General features: G+C 58.9%; 22 protein-coding genes. 13 read left to right on the top strand and 9 right to left on the bottom strand.

The features are described 5' to 3' along the window. Window positions 1-75: 75 nt before the first annotated feature. The 8 genes from betB to yccS all read left to right on the top strand — a co-directional run bounded on the left by betB (window position 76) and on the right by yccS (window position 13365). On the top strand, window positions 76-1548 hold the full coding sequence (gene betB, locus ACP7EE_RS20290; RefSeq protein WP_426236230.1) for a betaine-aldehyde dehydrogenase: 1473 nt from the start codon (window positions 76-78) through the stop codon (window positions 1546-1548). Between the two features lie 180 nt (window positions 1549-1728). Further along, a complete protein-coding gene (gene betA, locus ACP7EE_RS20285) occupies window positions 1729-3432 on the top strand; it encodes a choline dehydrogenase (protein ID WP_426236228.1) in 1704 nt (567 codons plus the stop codon). Between the two features lie 336 nt (window positions 3433-3768). After that, complete coding sequence (locus ACP7EE_RS20280) at window positions 3769-5211, top strand: TldD/PmbA family protein (RefSeq protein ID WP_426236226.1); 1443 nt, start codon at window positions 3769-3771, stop codon at window positions 5209-5211. Further along, entirely contained in the window at window positions 5211-6548 is a 1338-nt protein-coding gene (locus tag ACP7EE_RS20275) for a TldD/PmbA family protein (RefSeq protein WP_426236224.1), read from the top strand. Before ACP7EE_RS20280 ends, ACP7EE_RS20275 begins: the two co-directional genes overlap by 1 nt. Window positions 6549-6688: 140 nt before the next feature. Next, complete coding sequence (mdtD, locus tag ACP7EE_RS20270) at window positions 6689-8116, top strand: multidrug transporter subunit MdtD (protein WP_426205205.1); 1428 nt, start codon at window positions 6689-6691, stop codon at window positions 8114-8116. A 57-nt stretch (window positions 8117-8173) separates the two neighbouring features. Then, window positions 8174-9559 carry an ATP-dependent RNA helicase DbpA gene (gene dbpA, locus ACP7EE_RS20265; protein WP_426236222.1) on the top strand — a complete coding sequence of 462 codons (1386 nt, stop codon included), beginning with the start codon at window positions 8174-8176 and terminating at the stop codon, window positions 9557-9559. 180 nt (window positions 9560-9739) lie between these two features. Further along, on the top strand, window positions 9740-10918 hold the full coding sequence (locus ACP7EE_RS20260; RefSeq protein WP_426236295.1) for an NAD(P)/FAD-dependent oxidoreductase: 1179 nt from the start codon (window positions 9740-9742) through the stop codon (window positions 10916-10918). Window positions 10919-11181: 263 nt separating this feature from the next. Continuing rightward, the gene (gene yccS / locus ACP7EE_RS20255; protein ID WP_426236220.1) at window positions 11182-13365 is read left to right on the top strand and encodes a YccS family putative transporter; all 2184 of its coding nucleotides are present in this window, start codon (window positions 11182-11184) and stop codon (window positions 13363-13365) included. A 117-nt stretch (window positions 13366-13482) separates the two neighbouring features. Here the strand turns inward: yccS and ACP7EE_RS20250 are convergent, their stop codons facing one another. Then, window positions 13483-14220, bottom strand: a complete 738-nt coding sequence (locus ACP7EE_RS20250; RefSeq protein WP_426236218.1) for a substrate-binding periplasmic protein — start codon at window positions 14218-14220, stop codon at window positions 13483-13485. 258 nt (window positions 14221-14478) lie between these two features. Between ACP7EE_RS20250 and ACP7EE_RS20245 the strand changes: the two genes are divergently transcribed. After that, window positions 14479-14931 carry a GNAT family N-acetyltransferase gene (locus ACP7EE_RS20245; RefSeq protein WP_420647306.1) on the top strand — a complete coding sequence of 151 codons (453 nt, stop codon included), beginning with the start codon at window positions 14479-14481 and terminating at the stop codon, window positions 14929-14931. 208 nt (window positions 14932-15139) lie between these two features. Here ACP7EE_RS20245 and ACP7EE_RS20240 read toward each other — a convergent pair whose 3' ends face one another. The 3 genes from ACP7EE_RS20240 to ACP7EE_RS20230 are packed head-to-tail and all read right to left on the bottom strand — an operon-like array spanning window position 15140 to window position 18118. Beyond that, window positions 15140-15436 (bottom strand): winged helix-turn-helix domain-containing protein, encoded by a 297-nt coding sequence (locus ACP7EE_RS20240; RefSeq protein ID WP_420647307.1) that lies wholly within the window; start codon window positions 15434-15436, stop codon window positions 15140-15142. Between the two features lie 20 nt (window positions 15437-15456). Beyond that, window positions 15457-15948 (bottom strand): M48 family metallopeptidase, encoded by a 492-nt coding sequence (locus ACP7EE_RS20235; protein WP_426236215.1) that lies wholly within the window; start codon window positions 15946-15948, stop codon window positions 15457-15459. A 46-nt stretch (window positions 15949-15994) separates the two neighbouring features. Further along, window positions 15995-18118 carry a putative bifunctional diguanylate cyclase/phosphodiesterase gene (locus tag ACP7EE_RS20230; RefSeq protein WP_426236213.1) on the bottom strand — a complete coding sequence of 708 codons (2124 nt, stop codon included), beginning with the start codon at window positions 18116-18118 and terminating at the stop codon, window positions 15995-15997. A 323-nt stretch (window positions 18119-18441) separates the two neighbouring features. On the opposite strand from ACP7EE_RS20230, the gene ACP7EE_RS20225 reads away from it, so the two are divergent. Beyond that, a complete protein-coding gene (locus ACP7EE_RS20225; protein ID WP_420647310.1) occupies window positions 18442-19110 on the top strand; it encodes a polysaccharide lyase family 7 protein in 669 nt (222 codons plus the stop codon). Between the two features lie 273 nt (window positions 19111-19383). Here the strand turns inward: ACP7EE_RS20225 and ACP7EE_RS20220 are convergent, their stop codons facing one another. Beyond that, the gene (locus ACP7EE_RS20220; RefSeq protein ID WP_426236211.1) at window positions 19384-19617 is read right to left on the bottom strand and encodes a hypothetical protein; all 234 of its coding nucleotides are present in this window, start codon (window positions 19615-19617) and stop codon (window positions 19384-19386) included. Between the two features lie 994 nt (window positions 19618-20611). On the opposite strand from ACP7EE_RS20220, the gene ACP7EE_RS20215 reads away from it, so the two are divergent. From ACP7EE_RS20215 to ACP7EE_RS20205, 3 genes are all read left to right on the top strand, one after another. After that, window positions 20612-20851 (top strand): hypothetical protein, encoded by a 240-nt coding sequence (locus tag ACP7EE_RS20215; protein WP_426236209.1) that lies wholly within the window; start codon window positions 20612-20614, stop codon window positions 20849-20851. A 467-nt stretch (window positions 20852-21318) separates the two neighbouring features. Further along, complete coding sequence (locus tag ACP7EE_RS20210; RefSeq protein WP_426236207.1) at window positions 21319-21678, top strand: DUF6124 family protein; 360 nt, start codon at window positions 21319-21321, stop codon at window positions 21676-21678. 272 nt (window positions 21679-21950) lie between these two features. Beyond that, window positions 21951-22487 carry a hypothetical protein gene (locus tag ACP7EE_RS20205; protein ID WP_426236205.1) on the top strand — a complete coding sequence of 179 codons (537 nt, stop codon included), beginning with the start codon at window positions 21951-21953 and terminating at the stop codon, window positions 22485-22487. 99 nt (window positions 22488-22586) lie between these two features. On the opposite strand, the gene fba is transcribed toward ACP7EE_RS20205, so the two are convergent. The 4 genes from fba to ACP7EE_RS20185 all read right to left on the bottom strand — a co-directional run bounded on the left by fba (window position 22587) and on the right by ACP7EE_RS20185 (window position 25722). Beyond that, complete coding sequence (gene fba, locus ACP7EE_RS20200) at window positions 22587-23651, bottom strand: class II fructose-bisphosphate aldolase (protein ID WP_027617054.1); 1065 nt, start codon at window positions 23649-23651, stop codon at window positions 22587-22589. A 262-nt stretch (window positions 23652-23913) separates the two neighbouring features. Then, window positions 23914-24246: an MliC family protein gene (locus ACP7EE_RS20195; RefSeq protein ID WP_426236202.1), complete on the bottom strand. Its 333-nt coding sequence runs from the start codon at window positions 24244-24246 to the stop codon at window positions 23914-23916. Between the two features lie 56 nt (window positions 24247-24302). After that, window positions 24303-24524 (bottom strand): hypothetical protein, encoded by a 222-nt coding sequence (locus ACP7EE_RS20190; RefSeq protein ID WP_426236200.1) that lies wholly within the window; start codon window positions 24522-24524, stop codon window positions 24303-24305. A gap of 34 nt (window positions 24525-24558) precedes the next feature. Further along, window positions 24559-25722: a phosphoglycerate kinase gene (locus ACP7EE_RS20185; RefSeq protein ID WP_426236198.1), complete on the bottom strand. Its 1164-nt coding sequence runs from the start codon at window positions 25720-25722 to the stop codon at window positions 24559-24561. Between the last annotated feature and the right edge of the window lie 3 nt (window positions 25723-25725).

Raw genomic sequence — 25725 nt, 5'->3', positions numbered from 1 at the left:
CGACCAGCGATGCCACAGCTGTATATGGCTCACCCGGTGACCAACGCCAACCACTTATGCTCTTGCGAGGACACTATGGCCCGTTTCGAACTGCAAAAACTCTACATTGATGGCGCGTACTCCGATGCCAGCAGCGACGCCACCTTCGAAGCCATCAACCCGGCTAACGGTGAAGTCCTCGCACAAGTACAACGTGCGACCAAGGAAGACGTCGAGCGCGCTGTGGTCAGCGCCGAAAAGGGCCAGAAAATCTGGGCTGCGATGACCGCCATGGAGCGTTCGCGCATCCTGCGTCGTGCCGTCGACATCCTGCGCGAGCGCAACGATGAACTGGCTGCTCTGGAAACTCTGGACACCGGTAAAGCGTTCTCCGAAACCAAGTACGTCGACATCGTTACCGGCGCCGACGTGCTGGAATACTACGCAGGCCTGGTGCCAGCCATCGAAGGCGAGCAGATACCGCTGCGTGACACTGCATTCGTCTACACCCGTCGCGAGCCGCTGGGCGTGGTTGCCGGTATCGGCGCGTGGAACTACCCGATCCAGATCGCTCTGTGGAAATCCGCTCCAGCGCTGGCCGCCGGTAACGCGATGATCTTCAAGCCAAGCGAAGTCACCTCGTTGACCACGCTGAAACTGGCTGAAATCTACACCGAAGCTGGCGTTCCGGCTGGCGTGTTCAACGTTCTGACCGGCAGCGGCCGTGAAGTCGGCACCTGGCTGACCGAGCACCCGCGCATCGAGAAGATCTCCTTCACCGGCGGCACCGACACCGGCAAGAAAGTCATGGCCAGCGCTTCGGCATCCTCGCTGAAAGACGTGACCATGGAACTCGGTGGCAAGTCGCCGCTGATCATCTTCGACGACGCCGATCTGGATCGCGCCGCCGACACCGCGATGATGGCCAACTTCTACAGCTCCGGTCAGGTCTGCACCAACGGCACTCGCGTGTTCGTACCGAGCCACCTGAAAGCCGCTTTCGAAGCCAAGATCGCTGAGCGCGTTGCGCGCATTCGCATCGGCAACCCGGAAGACGAGAACACCAACTTCGGCCCGCTGGTCAGCTTCGCCCACATGGAAAGCGTGCTGGGTTACATCGCCAAAGGTAAAGAACAAGGTGCCCGCGTCCTGTGCGGCGGCGAGCGTCTGACCGAAGGCGAATTCGCCAAAGGCGCATTCGTGGCTCCGACCGTGTTCACTGACTGCACCGACGACATGACCATCGTCCGCGAAGAAATCTTTGGCCCGGTCATGGCGATCCTGTCGTACGAAACCGAAGAAGAAGTGATCCGCCGCGCCAACGACACTGACTTCGGCCTGGCCGCCGGTATCGTGACCAAGGATCTGAACCGCGCTCACCGCGTGATTCATCAACTGGAAGCCGGTATCTGCTGGATCAACGCCTGGGGCGAGTCCGACGCAAAAATGCCGGTTGGCGGTTACAAGCAGTCGGGCGTTGGCCGTGAGAACGGCATCAGCTCGCTGAACAACTTCACCCGCATCAAATCGGTACAGGTCGAACTGGGCGATTACGTCTCGGTGTTCTAAGAGCCGAGATTTGCGTTGCCCGCGAAGGCCTCTTCGCGGGCAAGCCCGCTCCCACAGGTTTGGAGTCGCCCGTCAAATCTGTGGCAGCCCCCAATCCTTGTGGGAGCTGGCTTGCCAGCGATTCGAGTGCGCAGCACTCGCCGAGGTCTGACCTGACCACTATCAAAGAGGGTGCATCCAATGTCCCAAGAATTCGATTACATCATCATCGGTGCCGGTTCGGCCGGTAACACCCTGGCGACCCGTCTGACTGAAGACGAAGGCGTCACCGTTCTGCTGCTCGAAGCCGGCGGCCCGGATTATCGTCTCGACTTCCGCACGCAAATGCCTGCTGCACTGGCATTCCCGCTGCAGGGTCGTCGCTACAACTGGGCTTACGAAACCGATCCAGAGCCACACATGGACGGTCGCCGGATGGAATGCGGTCGCGGCAAAGGCCTCGGCGGTTCCTCGCTGATCAACGGCATGTGCTACATCCGTGGCAACGCGATGGATTACGACGGCTGGTCGAAACTGCCAGGTCTGGAAGACTGGAGCTACCTCGACTGCCTGCCGTACTTCCGCAAAGCGGAAACCCGTGACATCGGCCCGAACGATTACCACGGTGGCGAAGGCCCGGTCAGCGTGACCACGCCGAAGGCTGGCAACAACCCGCTGTTCCACGCCATGGTTGAAGCCGGCGTGCAGGCTGGTTACCCGCGCACCGAAGACTTGAACGGCTACCAGCAAGAAGGCTTCGGCCCGATGGACCGCACCGTTACGCCGAATGGCCGACGTGCTTCCACCGCGCGTGGTTACCTCGACACCGCGAAAAAGCGTTCGACCCTGACCATCGTCACCCACGCCCTGACCGACAAGATTCTGTTCGAAGGCAAGCGGGCGACCGGCGTGCGCTACCTGATCGGCGCCGCTGAAGAGCGCGTTGAAGCCCGCGCCCGCAAAGAAGTGCTGCTGTGCTCCGGCGCCATCGCTTCGCCGCAGATTCTGCAACGTTCCGGTGTCGGCCCTGCCGCACTGCTGAACCAGCTCGACATTTCGGTGGTTCACGATCTGCCGGGCGTGGGTGAAAACCTGCAGGATCACCTTGAGCTGTACCTGCAATACGCGTGCACTCAGCCCGTTTCACTGTACCCGTCGCTGCTCTGGTACAACCAGCCGGCCATTGGTGCCGAGTGGCTGTTCAACGGCACCGGTATTGGCGCCAGCAACCAGTTCGAGGCCGGCGGTTTCATCCGTTCGCGTCCGGAATTCGAATGGCCGAACATCCAGTACCACTTCCTGCCGGTAGCGATTAACTACAACGGCAGTAATGGTGTGAAAGAGCACGGTTTCCAGGCGCACATGGGTTCCATGCGTTCGCCAAGCCGTGGTCGCATCCAGGCCAAGTCGAAAGACCCGCGCGAGTACCCGAGCATCCTGTTCAACTACATGGCCACCGAGCAGGACTGGCAGGAATTCCGCGACGGCATCCGCCTGACCCGTGAAATCATGCAGCAGCCGGCACTGGACCAATTCCGTGGCCGCGAAATCAGCCCGGGCATCGACGTGCAAACCGATGAGCAACTGGACAAGTTCATCCGTGAACACGCCGAAACCGCGTTCCACCCGTCCTGCTCGTGCAAGATGGGCACCGACGAGATGGCGGTCGTGGACGGCGAAGGTCGCGTGCATGGCATGCAGGGTCTGCGTGTAGTCGATGCTTCGATCATGCCGATCATCACCACCGGCAACCTGAACGCGCCGACGATCATGATTGCCGAGAAAATCGCCGACAAGATCCGTGGCCGTCAGCCGCTGCCGCGCAGCACCGCGCCGTACTACGTCGCGGGCGATGCGCCGGTAAAAGGCAAGCCGATGCGTGATATCACGCCTGTTGCTCAGTAAGATCGTTACACCGCATCAAGGCTAATCGCTGGCAAGCCAGCTCCCACAGGGTTTTGTGTCGTTCACAAATCTTGTGGGAGATGGCTTACCTGCTCCAACAGTGATTTGTGTTGTTCACAGATGTTGTGATCACCAAAAAAACCAGTGGGAGCTGGCTTGCCAGCGATGAGGCCCTCACATTCTGCGAAAATCCCCCAGCTCCACAGTAAAACCTCCTACACCCCCTCTTCACTTGATCCTACCCCCACGCAGGCCTACTCTAGACCTCGCGCAATCGTTTCACCCCTTCCCCGCCGAATCGCGTCGCCGCTACTCCCATTACACGGAGGTTCCTGAATGTTCGATTTCCACCCCCAGCTCAAGCAGCGCTTTGCTGCCTTGCGCACGGGCGCTGAATTTTTTTCCCTGCGATACGTACGCGAGTCCGGCCAGTTCCTGTCGGTACGCAAGAATGTCGCCGAGCCGCCGAGTCTGAGCCGCGACGAAGGTGCGATGCTCACCGTGCGCGTCAACGGCGTCGAAGCCTACGCCGCGACCAATGACCTGTCGCAGCAAGGCCTGCAAGCCGCCCTTGAACGCGCCGAGCAACAGGCCCGCCGGCTCAAACCGCACGCCTTGCTCGACCTGCGCGAGCAGCCGGTTTCAAGCGATCGCGCTGATTACTTTTCACCCAATTTCGAACAAGCCTTCCCATCCCTGAGCGATTGCTACGATCTGCTCGGCAAAGAATCCGCCTCGGTGCCAAAGGATGAGCGCCTGGTGAATTGGGAAGTCAGCGTCGGTATCACCAATGTCGAGCAGATCTATCTGAGCAGCGCCGGGGCAGAACTGCGCCGAGCCCAGCGCTTCGTCTATCCAAGCCTCGACGTCACGGCATATGACGGCAACGACAGCCAGACCCGCAGCCTCGGCCGCGAGAACTTTGGCCAGCAGGGCGGCGCAGACGTGATCAGCCGTTGCGGTCTGGTCGGCGCTGGCCCGCAAGTCGCCGATCAGGCGCTGCAGTTGCTGCTCGCGCCGAATACCCCGCAAGGCCCGCGCGACCTTTTGTTGATGCCGGATCAGATGATGCTGCAGATCCACGAATCCATCGGTCACCCGCTGGAACTCGACCGGATTCTCGGCGATGAACGCAATTACGCCGGCACCAGTTTCGTCAAGGCGTCCGATTTCGGCAGCCTGCAATATGGCTCGAAATTGCTCAACGTGACCTTCGATCCGGACATTCCGGAAGAACTCGCCAGCTACGGGCATGACGACGACGGCACCGCCGCGAGCAAGCAATTCCTGATTCGCGAAGGTCTGCTGTTGCGTCCATTGGGCGGTGCGCTGTCGCAGTTCCGCGCCGGTCTCGATGGCGTGGCCAACAGCCGCGCCTGTGGCTGGAACCGTCCACCGATCGACCGCATGGCCAACCTCAACATCGAGCCGGGCGACCAGTCGCTGGAGCAATTGATCGGCGGCATCGAGCACGGCATTCTGATGAGCACCAACCGCTCGTGGTCGATTGACGATGCGCGCAACAAATTCCAGTTCGGCTGCGAATGGGGCCAGTTGATCGAGAACGGCGAACTCAAAGGCGTGGTGAAAAACCCGAATTACCGGGCGATTTCCGCGCACTTCTGGAAGAGCCTGCGCGCGGTCGGCGACGCCAACACCGTCAAGGTGCTCGGCACGCCGAACTGCGGCAAGGGCGAACCGAATCAGGTGATCCGCGTCGGCCACGCTTCGCCGGCCTGCGTGTTCAGCAACGTTGATGTGTTTGGGGGAGACGCCTGATGAGTACGGTAAAGAATCAGGCTGAGGCCTTTAAGGTTCTGGTGAACTGGCTGCGCGATGCGGTGCGCGAGCCGGAACAATTCACTGTCAGCTACGCCGCCGAGTCCTCGGCGTTCGTGCGCTTCAATCACGCCAAGGTGCGTCAGGCCGGGCAAGTGCAGCAGGCCGATATCGGTCTGAAACTCGTCGATGACGGTCGCCACGCTGATCTGCAAATCACCCTCTCCGGTGATCAGGATGCCGATCTGCAACGCCTCGCCGAAGGCCTGCAACAGTTGCGCGAAACCCTGCCGTTGCTGCCGCAGGATCCGTACCTGCTGCTCAATCACAACGGCTGGCAGAGCAACAATGTGCAGGACATTCCGCTGCCGGACACCGAGCAGGTTGTGGCGGAAATCGCCCAGGCCGCTGAAGGTCTGGACCTGGTCGGTTTCTATGCCGCCGGGCCGATCAGCCGTGGCTTTGCCAGTTCGTCGGGCGCGTTTGGCTGGCATCAGGCCAATAGCTTCAACTTCGACTTCAGCCTTTTCCATGAGAATGGCGAAGCAGTGAAAGCCAGTTACGCCGGACATGACTGGAGCAGCGAGGGATTCGCCCAGCGCTTCCAGCAGGCGCGCGAGCAACTGGAGTTTCTCGGGCGGCCGTTGCGCACCCTGGCGCCCGGGCAATACCGCGCTTATCTGGCACCTGCCGCGCTGGAAGAAATCATGGGCATGTTGTGCTGGGGTGGTTTCTCGGCGCAGTCGATTGCCAGCAAGAGCAGTCCGCTGCAAAAGTTGTATGTCGGCGATCAGTCGTTCAGTCCGCTGGTGTCGCTGGATGAGAAAGTCAGCGACTCGCTAAGCCCGGCATTCTCCGGCGAAGGTTATCCGCGCAGCGATCTGCGGCTGATCATCGAAGGCAAGGCCGGCGAGCAACTGGTCGGTTCGCGCAGCGCTGCCGAGTATGGCCTGACGGCCAACGGCGCCGGCGGCGGTGAAGCGCCGAGTGCGCTGAACATGGCCGCCGGTGATCTGCCGCAAGCGGAGATCCTCAAGCAATTGGGCACCGGACTGTACATCAGCAACCTGTGGTACCTGAACTTCTCCGATCAGCCGGCGGCGCGTTTGACCGGGATGACCCGGTTTGCGACGTTCTGGGTCGAGAACGGCGAGATTCAAGCGCCGGTCAGCACCATGCGTTTTGATGACAGCGCTTACAGCCTGCTCGGTTCGCAGCTTGAGGCGTTGACGGCGGAGCGCGAGTTGTTGCTCTCGGCGAGCACGTATAGCCAGCGCAATACCTCCTCGGCGCTGTTGCCGGGAGCGCTGGTCAGCCGACTCACTTTGACCTTGTAACACCGCAAAACCTGTGGGAGCTGGCTTGCCAGCGATGAGGGCATCAGACTCAACATCATCGCTGTCTGAAAGTCCGCGATCGCTGGCAAGCCAGCTCCCACAGGGTCGTGTTCCGTCTGATTCACTTTCTCAGAGGTTCCATGCCCAACCGCCTGCCTCTCGACGCCATCACCGCCCGCTGGTTGCCGTGGGTCGTCGCCATTGCGTTCTTCATGCAGTCCCTCGACGGGACCATTCTCAACACCGCCCTGCCGGCCATGGCCCGTGATCTCGCTGAAGATCCGCTGCGCATGCAGGGCGTGATCATCGCGTACATGCTCACGGTCGCACTACTGATCCCGGCCTCAGGCTGGATCGCTGATCGCTTCGGCACCAAGAAAATCTTTTTCGGCGCGATTCTGCTGTTCAGCATCGGCTCGCTGCTTTGCGCGCTTTCCAGCAGCCTGAGCATGCTGATCGGCGCCCGTGTCATTCAAGGTTTGGGCGGCGCACTGATGCTGCCGGTCGGGCGTTTGGTGGTGCTGCGCGCCTACCCGCGCTCGGAACTGGTGCGGATCATGGGGTTCATCACCATCCCCGGCCTGCTCGGCCCGCTGATCGGCCCGACCATGGGCGGCTGGATGGTCGAGTACCTGACGTGGCACTGGATATTCCTGATCAACCTGCCGGTCGGCGCGATCGGTTGCTACGCGGTGTGGAAATTCATTCCCGACCTGCGCGGCACCGAGCGCACGCGCTTCGATAGTTTGGGTTTCCTGCTGTTCGGCGCGGCGATGGTGCTGATCACCATCGCCATGGAAGGCCTCGGCGAACTGCATCTGCCGCACCTGCGGGTGATGTTGCTGCTGTTCGGCGGCATGGCTTGTCTGGCGGCGTATTGGTTGCGTGCCGGGCACATTGAAAATCCGCTGTTCGCGCCTTCTTTGTTCAAAACCCGCACGTTTGCCGTCGGCATTCTCGGCAACCTGTTCGCCCGTTTGGGCAGCGGCGCCCTGCCGTTTCTGGTGCCGTTGCTGCTGCAAGTGGCACTGGGCTATTCGCCGTCGCAAGCGGGGATGAGCATGTTGCCGCTGGCCGCTGCGGCGATGTTCGCCAAATCCGTGGCGCGGCCGCTGATCGAGCGTTTCGGATACCGCACCATCCTCACCGTCAACACGTTGCTGCTGGGGATCATGCTGGCGAGCATGGGCCTGGTCAGCGAGCAGACGCCTTACTGGCTGCTGCTGTGCCTGCTGGCAGTTCTCGGCGCGATCAATTCGCTGCAATTCACCGCAATGAACACCGTGACCCTGATCGACCTCGACGACGCCAGCGCCAGCAGCGGCAACAGCTTGTTATCGGTGGTCGCGCAACTGTCGTTGAGCCTCGGCGTCGCCTGCGCCGGCGCATTGCTCGGCGGCTTCACCGCCGAGGTCGGCAACGACGGCGTTGACACCGTGTTGGGCGCCTTTCAGCTCACGTTCGTCACCGTTGGCATCATGGCGATGCTCGCCGCCACGATCTTCTCGCAGCTGTCGAAGAATGACGGACGGCGGGTCAAACGTCCGGAAGAACACATCGAGCCTTAGGGCGAATGGCCACCGGGCTGGTATACTGCGCGACATTTTGTTTTGCAGGCCAGTCCCGTGACCACCATCGCCACCGCTTTTAATACTCTGCCGCTGTCCGCCGCCATGCTGGCTAACCTCGAATCTCTCGGTTATGCCCAGATGACGCCAATCCAGGCGCAGAGCTTGCCGGTGATCCTCAAAGGGATGGACCTGATCGCCCAGGCCAAGACCGGCAGCGGCAAGACCGCTGCGTTCGGTATCGGTCTGCTGAACCCGATCAATCCGCGCTACTTCGGTTGCCAGGCACTGGTGATCTGCCCGACGCGCGAACTGGCAGACCAGGTCGCCAAGGAAATCCGTCGTCTTGCCCGTGCCGAAGACAACATCAAGATTCTGACCCTGTGCGGCGGCGTGTCTTTCGGCCCGCAGATCGCTTCGCTGGAGCACGGCGCGCACATCATCGTCGGCACCCCAGGGCGTATCCAGCAACACTTGCGCAAGGGTTCGCTGGTGCTTGACGGCCTGAACACGCTGATCCTTGACGAAGCCGACCGCATGCTCGACATGGGTTTCTACGACGCCATCGAAGACATCATCGAGAAGACGCCTTCGCGCCGTCAGACGTTGCTGTTCTCCGCGACCTACCCGGTGGGCATCAAGCAACTTGCCTCGAAGTTCATGCGTGACCCGCAAACGGTTAAAGCCGAAGCGTTCCACGATGACACGCAGATCGAGCAGCGTTTCTACGAGATCACCCCGGAAGAGCGCATGAGCGTGGTGACCAAAGTTCTGCACCACTTCCGTCCGGCGTCTTGCGTGGCGTTCTGCTTCACCAAGCAGCAAGTGCAGGAAACCGTTGATCACCTGACCTCCAAAGGCATTTCCGCCGTCGGCCTGCACGGCGATCTGGAGCAGCGTGACCGCGACCAGGTGCTGGCGATGTTCGCCAACCGCAGTACTTCGGTACTGGTCGCCACCGACGTCGCCGCGCGTGGTCTGGACATCGATTCGCTGGACATGGTGCTCAACGTCGAACTGGCCCGCGACTCGGAAATCCACATTCACCGCGTTGGCCGTACCGGTCGTGCGGGCGAAAAAGGCATCGCGATCAGCCTGGTCGCGCCGTCGGAAGCGCACCGCGCGCAAGCCATCGAACAACTGCAGAAATCCCCGCTGAACTGGGATCAGGTCGATAACCTGAAATCACAGGGCGGCGCCCCGCTGCAGCCGCCGATGAGCACGCTGTGCATTGGTGGCGGCCGTAAAGACAAAGTGCGTCCGGGCGACATTCTCGGTGCTCTGACTGGCGACGCCGGGATTCCGGGCGCACAGGTTGGCAAGATCGCGATCTTCGACTTCCAGGCCTATGTGGCGGTTGAACGCACCGTTGCGATGCAGGCGTTGCAGCGCCTGAACGACGGCAAGATCAAAGGCCGCTCGCTGCGCGTCCGCATCCTCTGACTGTATTCGGTTGAACCTGTGGCGAGGGAGCTTGCTCCCGCTGGGCTGCGAAGCGGCCCCCTCAATCTGCCAGTCACTCCGTGATTCCAGGTTTACGACTGCTGCGCAGCCGAGCGGGAGCAAGCTCCCTCGCCACAAAAGCCTTCCCTGGTCTGTTTAGTGAAATTTGAGGACACCGTTTTGCGCTCTACCGAAGTCGTGATCATTGGCGCTGGCGCCGCAGGTTTGATGTGTGCATTGACCGCCGCCGGGCGTGGGCGTCAGGTGTTGCTGCTCGATCATGCGAACAAGGCCGGCAAGAAAATCCTGATGTCCGGCGGTGGGCGCTGCAATTTCACCAACATGTACACCGAGCCGAGCAATTTCCTCTCGCACAACACGCATTTCTGCAAATCCGCGCTGGCGCGTTACACCCAGTGGGATTTCATCGGCATGGTCGCCAAACACGGCGTGCCCTACCACGAGAAAAAACTCGGCCAGTTGTTCTGCGATAACAAATCCAGCGACATCCTCGAAATGCTCCTCACCGAGTGCGATCAGGTCGGCGTCAGCCTGCACCTCGACACCTCGATTCAGACCATCGAGAAAGTCGAGGGTGGTTACCTGCTCGACACCACCCTCGGGCAGATCCAGTGCCAGTCGCTGGTGATCGCCACCGGCGGACTGTCGATCCCGACGCTGGGCGCTACTGGCTTCGGTTATCAGGTCGCCAAACAGTTCGGCCATGAATTGCTGCCGACCCGCGCCGGGCTGGTGCCGTTCACCATCACCGACCAGTTGAAAGAGCTGTGCACCGAATTATCCGGCACCTCGGTGGATTGTCTGGTCAGCTGCAACGATCAGAGTTTTCGCGAGAACATCCTGTTCACGCATCGTGGTCTCAGCGGCCCGGCGATTTTGCAGATTTCCTCGTTCTGGGAATCTGGCGACACGGTCGAGATCAACTTGCTGCCCGATCACGATGCCGCGAGCTGGCTGCAACAGCAAACCGCCGAGCGCCCGAACAGCGAACTGAAAACCCTGCTCGGCGAGATTTTCACCAAGAAGATGGCCAACCTGCTGGCGGACAACTGGTTCGTGTCCAAGCCGATGAAACAGTACACCCACGCTGAACTGGCGGAGATCGCCGAGAAGCTGGGGAGCTGGAAAGTCGTCCCGGCCGGCACCGAAGGTTATCGCACGGCCGAGGTCACGCTGGGCGGCGTGGACACGCGTGAAGTGTCGTCGAAAACCATGGAATCGCTGAAAAGCCCGGGCCTGTATTTTGTCGGCGAAGTGCTCGACGTCACCGGGCATCTGGGCGGCTTCAACTTCCAGTGGGCTTGGGCCTCCGGTTACGCAGCGGCGCAGTACGTCTGACACCATTCTCAAAATGTGAAATGCAATCCCTGTGGGAGCTGGCTTGCCAGCGATGGCGGTCTGACAGTCAGCAACGATGTTGGATGTGCCGGCCTCATCGCTGGCAAGCCAGCTCCCACAGTGTTCTTTGTTGATTTCAGGAATTGAGTTAGGCACAGAAGCTGGAAGGAACATTTTTTGCTGTCAGATGTGATCGGCGCCATTGCGTCGGCGTCATTACTGGCTCAATTTAGCGGCATCGCCTCGGAAGGCCTTCGCACTTCATGTCCTCGACCTCGTTTCGTCAGTCTTTGCGGCGCCTGTGGGCGCTGGATAAATTCAGCTATAGCGTGCGGGTGTTCATCGCCCTGACCGGCAGCATGGCGCTGTGTTGGTATCAGGACGAAATGGGGCTGCTGATCCCGCTGTTCCTCGGGATTATCGCCAGCGCCCTGGCCGAAACCGACGACAGTTGGCAGGGCCGCCTCAACGCCTTGGCCGTAACGCTGGTGTGTTTCAGCGTCGCCGCATTGTCGGTGGAATTGCTTTTCCCCTACCCCATCGTTTTCGCCATTGCGCTGGCGCTGGCAAGCTTCGGCCTGACCATGCTCGGTGCACTCGGCGAGCGTTATGGTGCGATCGCTTCGGCAACCTTGATTCTGTCTGTCTACACGATGATCGGCGTGGATCAGCGCGGCGGTGCGGTCACCGATTTCTGGCACGAACCGATGCTGCTGGTGGCCGGCGCCGCGTGGTACGGCTTGCTTTCGGTGCTGTGGCAGGCGATGTTTTCCAATCAGCCGGTGCAGCAGAGTCTGGCGCGGTTGTTCCGTGAATTGGGTTTTTACCTGAAGTTGAAATCCGCACTGTTCGAACCGATCCGGCAGATGGACGTCGAAGCCCGGCGACTCGAGTTGGCGCAGCAAAACGGCCGCGTCGTGGCGGCGCTGAACAGCGCCAAGGAAATCATTCTGCACCGGGTCGGCAATGGTCGTCCCGGCTCGAAAGTCAGTCGCTACCTGAAGCTGTACTTCCTCGCGCAGGACATTCACGAGCGCGCCAGTTCCTCGCACTATCCTTACAACGCGCTGGCCGATGCGTTTTTCCACAGCGACGTGTTGTTCCGCTGCCAGCGCCTGCTGCGCCAGCAAGGCAAGGCCTGCCGGGCGCTGGCCGAATCGATCCAGATGCGCCAGCCATTCATCTACGACGCCAGTTTTGCCGAAGCCCTCAACGACCTGCACGCCTCCCTCGAACACTTGCGCATCCAGAGCAACCCGGCATGGCGCGGCTTACTGCGCTCGCTGCGCGCACTGGCGGCCAACCTCGGCACCCTCGACCGTTTGCTCAGCGACGCGAGCAATCCCGATGCACTCGCGGACGCTACCGACAGCAGCCTGCTCGACCGCTCGCCGCGCAATTTCAAAGACGTGTGGATTCGTCTGCGCACACAACTGACACCGACTTCGCTGCTGTTCCGCCATGCCCTGCGCCTGCCGCTGGCGTTGAGTATCGGCTACGGCATGGTGCATCTGATTCACCCGTCGCAGGGTTACTGGATCATTCTCACCACGCTGTTTGTCTGCCAGCCGAACTATGGCGCGACGCGGCGCAAGCTCGGTCAGCGGATTTTCGGCACCGCTATCGGCCTGACCGTGGCGTGGGCACTGTTCGATCTGTTCCCGAGTCCGCTGGTGCAGTCATGTTTCGCCATCGCCGCCGGAGTGGTGTTCTTTACCAACCGCACCACGCGCTACACGCTGGCGACGGCCGCGATCACGATCATGGTGTTGTTCTGCTTCAACCAGGTCGGCGACGGTTATGGACTGTTCCTGCCACGGTTGTTCGATACCTTGCTCGGCAGTTTGATCGCCGGCCTTGCGGTATTTCTGTTTCTGCCGGACTGGCAGGGTCGACGCCTGAACAAAGTGCTGGCCAACACCCTGACCTGCAACAGCATCTATCTGCGGCAGATCATGCAGCAATACGCTGCCGGCAAGAGCGATGACCTCGCCTATCGTCTGGCCCGCCGCAACGCGCACAACGCCGATGCGGCGCTTTCGACTACGCTGGCCAACATGCTCATGGAGCCGGGGCATTTCCGCAAAGAAGCCGATGTGGGTTTCCGCTTTCTGGTGCTGTCGCACACGTTGCTCAGCTATCTCTCGGGCCTCGGTGCGCACCGCGACACTCCGCTACCGCCGGATGTACGCGAGCATCTGATCGATGGCGCGGGCGTGAGTCTGGCGGCGAGCATTGATGAGATCGCGCAGGGGCTGGCGAGCAAGCAGCCGATTGCGATTCAGAGTGATGAAGAGGAAGCGCTGGCCAATGAGCTGGAGCAAATGCCCGATGAGATCGATGAAGGCCAGCGGCTGGTGCAAACCCAACTGGCGCTGATCTGCCGCCAGCTCGGGCCGTTGCGCACCCTGGCGGCGCATCTGATCAAGGACACCAGCGAGACTTGAGTCGGCCGGACTGGCCCAATCGCTGCTCCCACAGGATTTATGTACACCGCGAAACCTGTGGGAGCTGGCTTGCCAGCGATTGGGCCATCAGCCCCACCGAAAATATTGGATCAACCCTTACATCCCATGCTGCCTGAGTAACTTGTCATAACTGCCATCAGCCTTCATTGCCGCAATCGCCCGATCAAACCCGGCGACGATCTGCGCATGCTGCGGGTTCTTCAGGCTGACGAGAATATGCAGGCTGTTCTCGCTCAGCGGCTTGGGCAGAAACTCCACGGAATTGCGCACTTTCGATGATTCGCGCGCCAGGTAATAGCGCGCGACGAACTCGTCTTCCAGCGTCAGCTTGACCCGATCCGCCGCGAGCATGCGCACTGCCATGGCGAAGTTATGCACCGGGACTTTCTGCAATGCGCTGTCGGCATCGAACGGCGGCGAATAGGCGTAACCGCGCACTACCGCAATCGGATAAGTGTGCAGCTCTTGAAGATTGTTGTATTCGATAGGCGCGTCTTTGCGCTTGATGAAACGAATGCGGTTGAGCAGATACTCACCGGAAAACTGCCCGAGCTTTTTGCGGTCGTCGTTGTACCACGCGTTGACCAGCACGTCATAACGCCCCTCACCAACACCGAGCAACGCCCGCGCCCACGGCACTTGTTCGTAACCGCTGGCATAGCCGGCACGCGCCAGTGCAGTGCTGACGATATCGGTGGCCACGCCGCCATTGACCAGCGTGTCATCGGTAAACGGTGGCCAGACGTCGAACACCAGCCGCAGTTTCTCTGCTGCAGCGCTTTGACCCAGCAACAGCAACCCGACCAAAGCAAAGGCTTGATGCAATCGCGGCATGCTTGAAAATCCTTAGCGGGCGGGCAGCCCGGCGTGCTTTCCAGTCAAAACCCCAAGACCCCTTTTCCGGCAAATCCCAGGCCCTAACGTTAGCTCATTGAAGCCATCGCACAGCGCTTCCCAGCAGATTACACAAAGATGTCAGCGGCGCGGAAAAGGAATGATGGCATTTTGGCCTTCGTCACAGATTAATGCGCCATACAGACAGAATTCGTCGCGGCGCTTAGTATCGGGCGACACAGTTCAAGGAATCAGAAGATGACAATCGAGTGGGTTTGCAAACATCACAGCGATCTGGGCAAGGAGCAGCTATATGCACTGTTGAAGCTGCGGTCGGAAGTGTTTGTCGTCGAACAGAAATGCGCTTACCCGGACCTCGACGGCCAGGACCTGGACGGCGATACCTATCACCTGATGGGTTGGGAGGATGACCAGTTGATGGCTTACCTGCGCCTGCTCGATCCGGAATCCCAGGGAGGCGACGTGGTGATCGGGCGGGTGCTGACGGCGCCTGCCGGGCGTGGCAAAGGTTTGGGACATGAAATGATGGAACAGGCGCTGAAGCAGGCGGATAAGCATTGGCCGCAGGTGCCGATCTATCTTTCAGCGCAGGCGCATTTGCAGGGGTATTACGGGCGGTACGGGTTTGTTGTCGCGGGTGAGGAATACCTTGAGGATGATATTCCGCATATAGGTATGCGGCGTTCCTGAAAAGCCCCTCACCCTAGCCCTCTCCCGGAGGGAGAGGGGACTGACCGAGGTGTCTTGCGCTAAACATCGACCTGAAAAAGCTTGGCGATTATGGATTCACCAGCGCCGGTGCACGTCGGCATCTCTCCCCAATATCCCCCAATAGGCCCCCTCTACCTCTGGGAGAGGGCTGGGGTGAGGGCAAACAATCTCAAGGCGAACACGCAACTCAGGGATACCCCAATACCGCCTTCACCTGCCGCAGATTGCGCTCGATCCAGCCCCGATCAATCGCGCCCCACTCACGAATTCGATAACCTCCGGCATGGTTACGCCCGCCCTCTTCCTGCTCGAACTCGCAAACAATATCCAGATCCGCCAGCGCCGCAATCGTGTCCTGCGCCGTACGCCGGGGCATGCCTGTGACTTCGGTCAGCGCCGGCACGCTGCAGGCCAGACCGCTGTCGATCAGATACGCCACATACAGGCGCCGGTAAAAGCTGCTCTTGGTCTTGCTCACGTCCATGCATGAATCCTCTTGATCGTTCACTGCATATCCCGCCACGTCAGGTACACGCGCAGATCAAACTCGATCTGGTGATACCCCGGCAGCATGTGTTCACACAATTTGTAGAACGCCTTGTTGTGATCCGACTCTTTGAAGTGCGCCAGCTCATGCACCACGATCATTTTCAGAAACTGTGGCGCGGCCTCCTTGAACAGCGAGGCGATGCGGATCTCTTTCTTGGCCTTGAGCTTGCCGCCCTGCACTCGCGACACCGTGGTGTGCAAGCCGAGCGCGCGGTGGGTCAGGTCGAGGCGGTTGTCGAACAGCACCTTGTCGATGGACGGCGCATTGCGCAGGTATTCCTGCTTCAAGTCCAGCGCGTAGCCATACAACGCCTTGTCGCTCTGCACGTCGTGGCGATCCGGATAGCATTGGCTCAGGTAATCACCGAGGCGTTCTTCGGCAATCAATTGGCGCACCTGATCCTGCAAATTCGCGGGATAGGCCTGGAGGTATTTCAACGCAGTCATCGGGCGGGCAGACACGGCTCAGGAAAAGGTCGCCAGTGTAGCGAATTCAATCGGCCAACGCGCTCCACTCGAACGGCTGGGCAAAGCGCACGGCGTCCTCGGCGATCAGCGGTCGAGCCACCAGGAAGCCCTGAACATATTCGCAGCCGTGGGCCTGCAGCCACTGAAGTTGCTCGACGGTTTCCACGCCTTCAGCAATCACCAGCAAACCGTATTCCTTGCACAGTTCAAGCACGCTGCGCACCAGCGAAGCGTCGCGGGTCGAGTCGGGTAACTTGGCGATCAAGTGTCGATCCAGCTTCAGCGTGTCCAGCTCCAGATCGCGTAAATGCGCCAGTGAACAGGCGCCCGAGCCGAAATCGTCCAGCGCCACCCGCACCCCGAGATTGCGCAAAAGCCGCAATTGCTTGCGCGTTTCGTCCGCATTGATCGTCAGCGCTTCCTCGGTCACTTCGACTTCCATCTGATGCGGCTGCAAGCCATGCCGCTCCAGCACCTGACGTAGTTCGGTAACCAGATTCGGCATGCCGAACTGGGTGTTGCTCAGGCTCACGCCGAGCACCAGATCATCCGCGAACTGCCCTTCCCACGCCTTGCGCTGGCCGGCGCTGCGATGATAAATCCAGCTGCCGAGCCGACTGATCAGCGTCGCCTCCTCCAGCAACGGCAAGAACAACCCCGGCGGTACATCACCAACGCTCGGATGCTGCCAGCGCAACAACGCCTCGAAACCACGGATCCGCCCATCGGCGATGGCCACCTGCGGCTGATAAACCAGATTGAAATCACGATTCTCGATGGCGTTGCGCACACTCTCTTCGAGCATCAAGCGCGAGCGCGCCCGGCCGTTCATTTCGTGATCGTAGAAGCGATATTGCTGACGCCCGGCGCGCTTGGCCTCGTACATGGCGATGTCAGATGCGCGCATCAGCCCGTCGAGGTTATTGCCGCAATCCGGGTAAGTGGCGATGCCGATACTGGCGCCAAGGGCGATGTCCATGCCTTCGATCTGCTGACAGATCGACACCCGTTCGATGAGCTTTTCGGCAATCTTCGCCGCCTGCTCGGGAAACTCCAGATCCAGCAGCGCAGTAAATTCATCACCGCCCATGCGCGCGAGAATGTCGAACGGTCGCAGGCACGCCTTCAACTGCTCGGACACCCAGCGCAGCACCCGGTCGCCGGCATCGTGGCCGAGGGAATCGTTGACCCGTTTGAAGCCGTCGAGGTCGAGGTACATCAGCACCCAACTGCTGTCCGCGCGCTCGCCGCGCAGCAGCAAATTCTCGACAGTCTGATAAAAACCGCGCCGATTGAGCAGCCCGGTCAGCGGATCAGTCACTGCTTGAAACTCAAGTTGCTGATGCAGATGGCGCACCACCGACATGTCGAGCACCGTCACCACCATCGCCTGTTGCTCGGCCGGCAGCGCTGCGCAAGACAGCGCCACCGGCACTTGCTGGCCGGGGGCGGTTCGCAGCAGCGCATCGTGCAGACGCAAGGTCTGGCCGGATTGGTAAGTGGCGTAAAACTCGGAATCAGCCCACTCGGCGATGTGCGGCTTCTGTAAGTAATCGAGAAATTCCTTACCTTCCAGCTCCTTCACCGGCGCATTCAACAGCCGCGAAATAGCCGGATTGGCGAAGCGGATCAAACCGTCCTCGCCGAGCACCAGAATGCCTTCGGCCGCGTTATTCAGCACCGAGGCATTAAACGCGCGGGCGATTTCCAGGTCATGACTCAAACGCTGCAACGCACGGCGATTGCGCTGGTGTTCCAGCAACGCCTGCACCTTGGGCTTGAGGATCTGCGGGTCGAAGGGTTTGAACAGGTAATCCACCGCGCCACTGGCGTAGCCCTTGATTACGGCGTCCTGGGATTGCTCGTTGGCGGTGAGGAAGATGATTGGCGTGAGTCGCGTGCGCTGGCTGCCGCGCATCAACCGCGCGACTTCGTAACCGTCCATGCCCGGCATTTGCACGTCCAGCAGCACCAGATCGACTTCATGTTCAAGCAACAGACTCAGCGCCTCGAAACCCGAGGCAGCCGTCAACACCTGCCAGTCCTGGCGCTGCAACAACGCGCGCATGCTGGTCAGATTTTCGGGGTAATCATCAACGATCAAAAGGACAGAGCTGCCTTCAACTGGCGGGTTTTGCGCGCATTCCATGCTGCTTCTCTTGTCGGGACTTCAGGCGGTTTCGCGGTTAAAAACCGTACACGTACTGAGCGTCCACTCTAGTCCGGGATCGCTCAAAGCAATAGCTGTCATCAAGCCATCATTTGCCCCCAGCCACGGTTAGCCGACTAACGGTCACCGCCACAGCCCCCGTAAACCGGGACAGATGGCATTTCGACAGGAGTTTGGCGCCAATCATCTGCCGGACGGGCGTTAACAAAAAAATCTTCTACGTTTATAAAGGCCGCCCCCAAAACCCGCGTGCTAGAGCTTCTGGTACGCGCGTGCAGTGAAAACAGAATGGAACACACGACATGATCGATCTCGCAACCTGGAACCTCAGCGTTCCCGTTGGCAGCCCGCCCTACACCGTCGAAACCTCCAAACTGGTCAAAGGCTTCAAGAATCAATACTTCCATTCAGACACCGGCACCTTGTTTTTCTGGTCCCCGGTGACAGGCTCGAAAACCGAAAACGCCATCTACCCCCGCACCGAACTGCGCGAAACCTACAGCAACGGCACCTTGCGCAACTGGCTCTATCCGGACGCCGATAACTCGCTGCGCGCGACCCTGACGGTCAACAAAGTCCCCAGCTCAGGCAAGATCGTCATCGGCCAGATTCATGCGTATGAAAGCCAGAAACCGATGGTCAAGCTTGAGTACCAGTACAAAACCAAGACCGAAACCGGCAACCTCGTCATCAAAGTGCGTATGCACCCGGACGACGATGAAAGTCGCGTCATCACCCTGGCGACCGGGATCAAAATGGACCGCGAGTTCAACTACCTGATTCACCTGAGCCCGGGTGGCGCACTAGGCATCAGCGCGGCGGGGTATCAGTGGGATTCGCAGATCAGCGCGACGTGGAGGAATAAACCGTTGTACTTCAAGGCTGGCGTTTATGTGCAGGACAACACCGGATACACGAGTGAGGGTGGGCAGGTGACCTTCAGCAAGCTCGACATCGACCACGACAAATAAATCGTCAGGTCACCGAACCCTGTGGCGAGGGAGCTTGCTCCCGCTGAACTGCGCAGCAGGCCCATCTTTCAGGGCCGCTTCGCGCCCCAGCGGGAGCAAGCTCCCTCGCCACAGGTTCATGATTACCAGCCCAATCCCGTCGCTGTTTAGCCAGTTGTTTAAAGACACGCGGCGTTACGTCCTCCAGCCTACAACGCCTTGCGCCATTACCTACCACTAAGCCAGAGTCCGCCGGCTTGTGCGCCTGGAGGGCCATCGGTAACTTGATTCGGGTCACTGATTCGCAGTCATCGGGTTTAGTAAAGAAAGCGAAGGATAAAAGGATGAATGTAGTGATTCCCACCGCTTCTCATGTTCATTGCAATAACAAAAAGCGGCGGCATCAAAGTCTGTCGAAATCAATGTACCACTTCCAGCGCCTCCATTCTTGAGCATGGAATCTAACTTATCTCCCTTTTCAATCATCGTTTCAACGTTATAAATCAATATGGATTGCATGCGTCTCATCTTAAATTTCCACGTCATACACGAGAATGCGCAGGACTTAACTATTCAAATATGCGCAAAAGCCAGAGCAACTGCACCTGTAACATTTGACAGTTCTATATATCAACTTCAAATATCACAAGCGCAATTCATCGAAACGTGTTGTCACGCATCCCGTCGTAGATTTCGGATGTATCTCCTCTCTCCTCTCTCGTATCTCCTACTTCCTTCCCCCAAGAGCCAAGAACCAAGAACCCCTTCAATCCACGAATCGCAGATACACGACATTTAATATTCATAATTGATATAAACAACTATCATTTCTGACAGTTGGAAACTGTGCTCCGGAGCTTCAACCTGTACCTCGGATGCATACCGTTCCTCGTACAGTAAAAAAGCACACAAATCAGGAGTTAAACTATGCAAAACTTGAAATTAGCGATGGCTTTAGGCACTGGAATACTCTCAGCGTGCGCTTATCCTGCTCTCGCCAGTACTGTAATTTACAGCCAGCATTCGTTTGAAATTTTTACCGTACCTCAGGGAGTTACTGGAATAAAGTTCACGCTCGTTGGTGCAGGAGGTGGTGGAGGCGGTGGTGGTGGCGCCCATGATGGACTTGCATTGAATTCGCGTGGCGCGGGGGGTGGGGGCGGCGGCGGCGGCTCTAGTGTTAGTTGTGCTATAGGCGTCAATGAAGGTGACGAGCTTCAAGTTAGCGTGGGAGCTGGAGGAATTCCGGGACATGGTGGTGCTCTAGACGGCGACGGAGCAGGAGGTCAAGAAGGAGAGCGAACCGGTGTTGAAACAACACGCGGAAATCGGGGTGGAGTTTTTATTCCCACCAGATACTCCGCAAACGGGGGAAAGGGAGGAGGGGGCGGGGGCAAAGGTCGATCCCCGACTGGCAACACCGCAGGAGTTGGTGGTGACGGCGGCGCCCCTTACGCCTCCGGATGCACTTTAAACTGGGGCGGGAAAGGTCAAAATAGCGGCAATAACGGATCCGGTGGCAGTGAAATACCTGGACCTGGAGGCGCACCTGCTGATACCGCGTGTGGCGGAGGCCACGGTGGCCGCGGCGGTGAAGGTGGCATTATCAATTCAAGTTCACAAACAGGCCAAAAAGGCCAAAATGCCAGCGCAGGGTCTGACGGTTGTGTCGTCATCGAGTATTGAATTCAGTATGCCCAGCTGTGTTGCAGCAGAGAACATTGGGGGCCAGAACATTAACATTGGGGACAGATTTATTTAATGGCGGCCAGTCCCAAAAATAAATCTGTCACGTTGTTGCGCCCTTGTTTGCGCCAAACCTGTGGCTAGGGGATTTATCCCCTAGCCACAGGCTCATCATTAGGCCAATCCCGTCGCTGTTTACCCTGCTGTTTAAAGACACTCAGCGTTACGTCATTCAGCCTACAACGCCTTGCGCCATTACCTACCACTACGCCAGAATCCGCCGGCTTGTGCGCCTGGAGGGCCATCGGTAACTTGATTCGGGTCACTGATTCGCAGTGATCGGGTTTAGTAGCCCGTGGTTTCAAGCTTGATGCACAAGCATCTGTCAGTCAGGAATTTCGATTCCTGCACTCGATGGCGACTGTGCGCAGGGCACCTTCGGGTGCGCCGGCTTGCTCGAAACCCCGGTCTACTAACCTGCGTACAGTTGCCTCCACTTTGATTAGTAGCCAAAGGGGGGCACTCCAATCAGGTTTCGAGCAAATGACTAAATCAACGCCACACCCGCCGGCAACAGACCCGGCCTCCCCCTACGAATCTCTCGATTCAAAAAAACTCAACCAAGCCGCCGACCGCGCCCTCGATCACTACCTATGCCCCGGCGCGCGCATCATGGCCACGGTCAACGAACCCGAAACCATGTACCTCGCCAACCCCGCCTACAACACCGAATCCCTGCTGGCCAACGCCAGCGAAACCCTCGGATCCGCCAGCGAAATGCTCAACAACTTCGCCGCCGTGCTTGATCCCGCTCACCGTAAAACCGCGTTGGGGATTGCTCAACTGGTGATGCTTGGAGAATTGGCGGTGAATCAGGCACTGGATAAAGTTGAGTTGAAGTAACAGGTCAATTCGTGATCTTTGAATATATTCGCGTCATCCAAACAGAAAAATCCGCCGGTGCTTTTCCGGCCACCTGATAATTCGATATAGCCTCAGTAACAAATCGACATAAAAACCTGTCAGATCTGACAGTTGTATCAACGACGAAAAGCGCTAAAAATCAGAACTTGCAAATATCCAGAAAGGCGAATCTTTTATAACGTTCGTCATTGCTATCTTGAACAAACAACTGCTACGAGCAGACCTACCAACCACCTTCGAGCGTGATTATCATGGCCCAAGTATTTTCCCAATGCAGAGATTTCCTTGTATTAGGCGTAGGAGATTTTGCAGATTTAACGGTAAATGGAACCTTGTATGACAATGCCGAAATACTGAAAATAGAAGCACCACACCTCACAATCAAAACCCCCAAGGGCTCGATCGAAACCATTCATCAAAAAGACGTAAATCTCAAACTCAAAGAGGGCCCTACCGATTCTACTGAAGCAAGCGTGTGGGGCCAAAGAACCTATGCACTATTCAAGCTTGAAGATCCGAATATCAAATTGCGTCAATATCAAGGCCGAGTGTGCGCGTATTCACGAAAAAAACCTACTACATCAATTTCAGTGACTACAAGTGGCGCAGCAATTGTTGAAACAACGATTTATGACGACAATTCAATAGAAGTCAGCGTCTCACCGCAGAATGAGCAGCACTCGTCTTTTCCACCAATCTATATATCCAATTCGGCTCCCGATAAATTTGAGCAACTAGCAGCGCTGACACAACCTCAAAACTATGGTCGAGAGGTTATCTTTTATTAGCACTAGAAATATCATGCAGACTTAAACTGGGATTACGTTAAACAACACAAAAAACCCGCCTCTCGGCGGGTTTCTTTCAAATCAGCTAAACACCCAGTCTCAATTGACCTTGGCGTTCAACTCACCCTTCAGATAACGCTGATACATCGCTTCCAGCGAGATCGGTTTGATCTTCGAAGCATTACCCGCAGTACCGAAAGCTTCGTAGCGAGCGATACACACATCACGCATCGCGGTCACGGTCGCGCCGAAGAATTTACGCGGGTCGAATTCGCTTGGGTTGGTGGCCATCAGGCGACGCATGGCGCCGGTGGATGCCAGGCGCAGGTCGGTGTCGATGTTGACCTTGCGTACGCCGTGCTTGATGCCTTCGACGATTTCTTCAACCGGTACGCCGTAGGTTTCTTTGATGTCGCCGCCGTACTGGTTGATGATTGCCAGCCACTCTTGTGGCACCGACGAGGAACCGTGCATCACCAAGTGGGTGTTCGGGATGCGTTTGTGAATTTCCTTGATGCGGTCGATGGCCAGCACGTCGCCGGTAGGTGGCTTGGTGAATTTGTAGGCGCCGTGGCTGGTGCCGATGGCGATGGCCAGGGCGTCGACCTGGGTGCGTTTGACGAAGTCAGCGGCTTCTTCCGGGTCGGTGAGCATTTGGCTGTGATCGAGAACGCCTTCTGCGCCGATGCCGTCTTCTTCACCGGCCATACCGGTTTCCAGCGAACCCAGGCAGCCCAGCTCGCCTTCTACCGAAACGCCGCAGGCGTGAGCCAGGGCTACGGTTTGTTGGGTAACGCGGACGTTGTAGTCGTAGTCGGTCGGGGTCTTGCCGTCTTCGCCCAGCGAGCCGTCCATCATCACCGAGCTGAAGCCCAGTTGGATCGAGCGTTGGCAGACGTCAGGGCTGGTGCCGTGGTCCTGGTGCATGCACACCGGGATGTGCGGGAATTCTTCGATCGCCGCGAGGATCAGGTGACGCAGGAATGGCGCGCCGGCGTATTTGCGGGCGCCGGCCGAAGCCTGGACGATCACCGGGGAGTCAGTCTTGTCAGCGGCTTCCATGATGGCGCGCATCTGCTCAAGGTTGTTGACGTTGAAGGCTGGAACGCCGTAGCCGAACTCGGCTGCGTGGTCCAGCATCTGGCGCATGCTGATAAGTGCCATTGTGTGTGTCTCTCCCGGTTTGGGTCGTTAATCGTGCCAGCCTGCCGGAGCGGCGGCGGCTATTCAAGTGATTGCGGATCGGGGGTCGAGGCCCGGCCCGGTGATTCGATAAAGCAAAATCTTGTATGTGACTCAACCTGTGGCGAGCGAGCTTGCTCGCGCTCGGCTGCGAAGCAGTCGTTAAAAGCTTGGGACCGCTTCGCACTCCAGCGGGAGCAAGCTCCCTCGCCACAAAAAGGCATCATCCGTAAATCTGTTGGAGCTACTCGGCTTTGCAGCCACGGCCGATCAGATCATTGGTGGCGACCCAGTACGCCAGGCCTTCTTCACCTTTGATGTGAAACGCCAGCATGTCGTCGCTGTACAGCGTACCCGAGGCGCCCGGCTGTTCTTTCAGGCGATAGACCTGATCGGCGCCGCCGAGCCGCACGTCGACTTCCTTGCGCCCGGCATCCGTGAAGCGCCAGAGCACTTTGGCCTGGCTGTCGCAGGTCCAGGTGGTCCAGTTATCCGCAGGTGCGGAGGACAGGAACGGGTTCCACTGCGCGCAGCCACCCAACATTGCCAACGCCGCTACGGCGATCAAGCCTTTCATCGGTGTTCCTCGACCGGCAGCGCACGCCGCCGGCCTTGAGTAAAGAGTCAGACCGGTCAAGGACAACCATGTTCCTTGGCCGGGGTTTGCGTCTCGTATTTTTCCAGACCGTCCGGCCCCGAGCGCTTGTTCAGCACCGGGTTGGTTTCGGCCTGCCAGTCGGCCTGGTAGCAGCCTTTATCCGGTTTGCCGGGTGCCGCGGTCGGCTCGGCCTTGGGATTGCTCCCGCAGGCCGCCAGCGTTCCGGTCAGCAACAACAGCGCTAACGACTTGACCATGTAAACACTCCTTTGCCTGGCCAAACGGGCGGCCTCAGGCCTTGGCCCGGCTTTCCAGGACTTCAACGGCCGGCAGCACTTTGCCTTCGACGAATTCGAGGAATGCGCCACCGCCGGTGGAAATGTAGGAGATCTTTTCTGCAACGCCATATTTATCGATGGCCGCCAGGGTGTCGCCACCGCCAGCAATCGAGAACGCATCGCTCTCGGCGATGGCTTCGGCCAGCACTTTGGTGCCGTTGCCGAACTGATCGAATTCGAACACGCCGACCGGGCCATTCCACAGGATGGTTTTCGACGACTTCAGCAGTTCGGCGAAGTTGGCAGCGGTCTGCGGGCCGATGTCCAGAATCATGTCGTCGGCAGCGACGTCGGCGATCAGCTTGACCGTGGCTTCGGCGCTCTCAGCGAATTCCTTGGCGACAACCACGTCGACTGGCAGCGGCACGCTGACTTTGGCGGCGATGGCGCGAGCGGTGTCGAGCAGGTCCGGCTCGTACAGCGACTTGCCGACCGGGTGACCGGCAGCAGCGAGGAAGGTGTTGGCGATGCCGCCGCCGACGATCAGTTGATTGCAGATCTGGCTCAGGCTGTTTAGTACGTCGAGTTTGGTCGAAACCTTGGAACCGGCAACGATGGCAGCCATCGGTTGCGCCGGAGCGCCCAATGCCTTACCCAATGCGTCCAGCTCAGCAGCCAGCAGCGGGCCGGCGGCAGCGACTTTGGCGAACTTGGCCACGCCATGCGTCGAACCTTCAGCGCGATGCGCGGTGCCGAAAGCATCCATCACGAACACGTCGCACAGGGCAGCGTATTGCTGGGCCAGTTCGTCAGCGTTCTTTTTCTCGCCCTTGTTGAAGCGCACGTTTTCGAACAGCACGATGTCGCCGGCCTTGACGTCAACGCCGCCGAGGTAATCAGCCACCAGCGGCACTTCGCGACCCAGCGCCTTGCTCAGGTAGTCAGCGACTGGCTTGAGGCTGTTCTCGGCAGAGAATTCGCCTTCGGTCGGACGGCCAAGGTGCGAGCAGACCATCACCGCCGCGCCTTTTTCCAGGGCCAGCTTGATGGTCGGCAGCGAAGCCAGGATGCGCGCGTCGCTGGTGACAACACCGTCCTTGACTGGGACGTTGAGGTCTTCGCGGATCAATACGCGCTTACCTTGCAGATCGAGGTCGGACATCTTCAACACGGTCATGGG

Source organism: Pseudomonas sp. TWP3-2, from assembly GCF_049897765.1.
GTDB lineage: Bacteria > Pseudomonadota > Gammaproteobacteria > Pseudomonadales > Pseudomonadaceae > Aquipseudomonas.
Note: the sequence above shows the minus strand (reverse complement) of the source record. Positions and strands in the feature narration are given on the sequence as shown.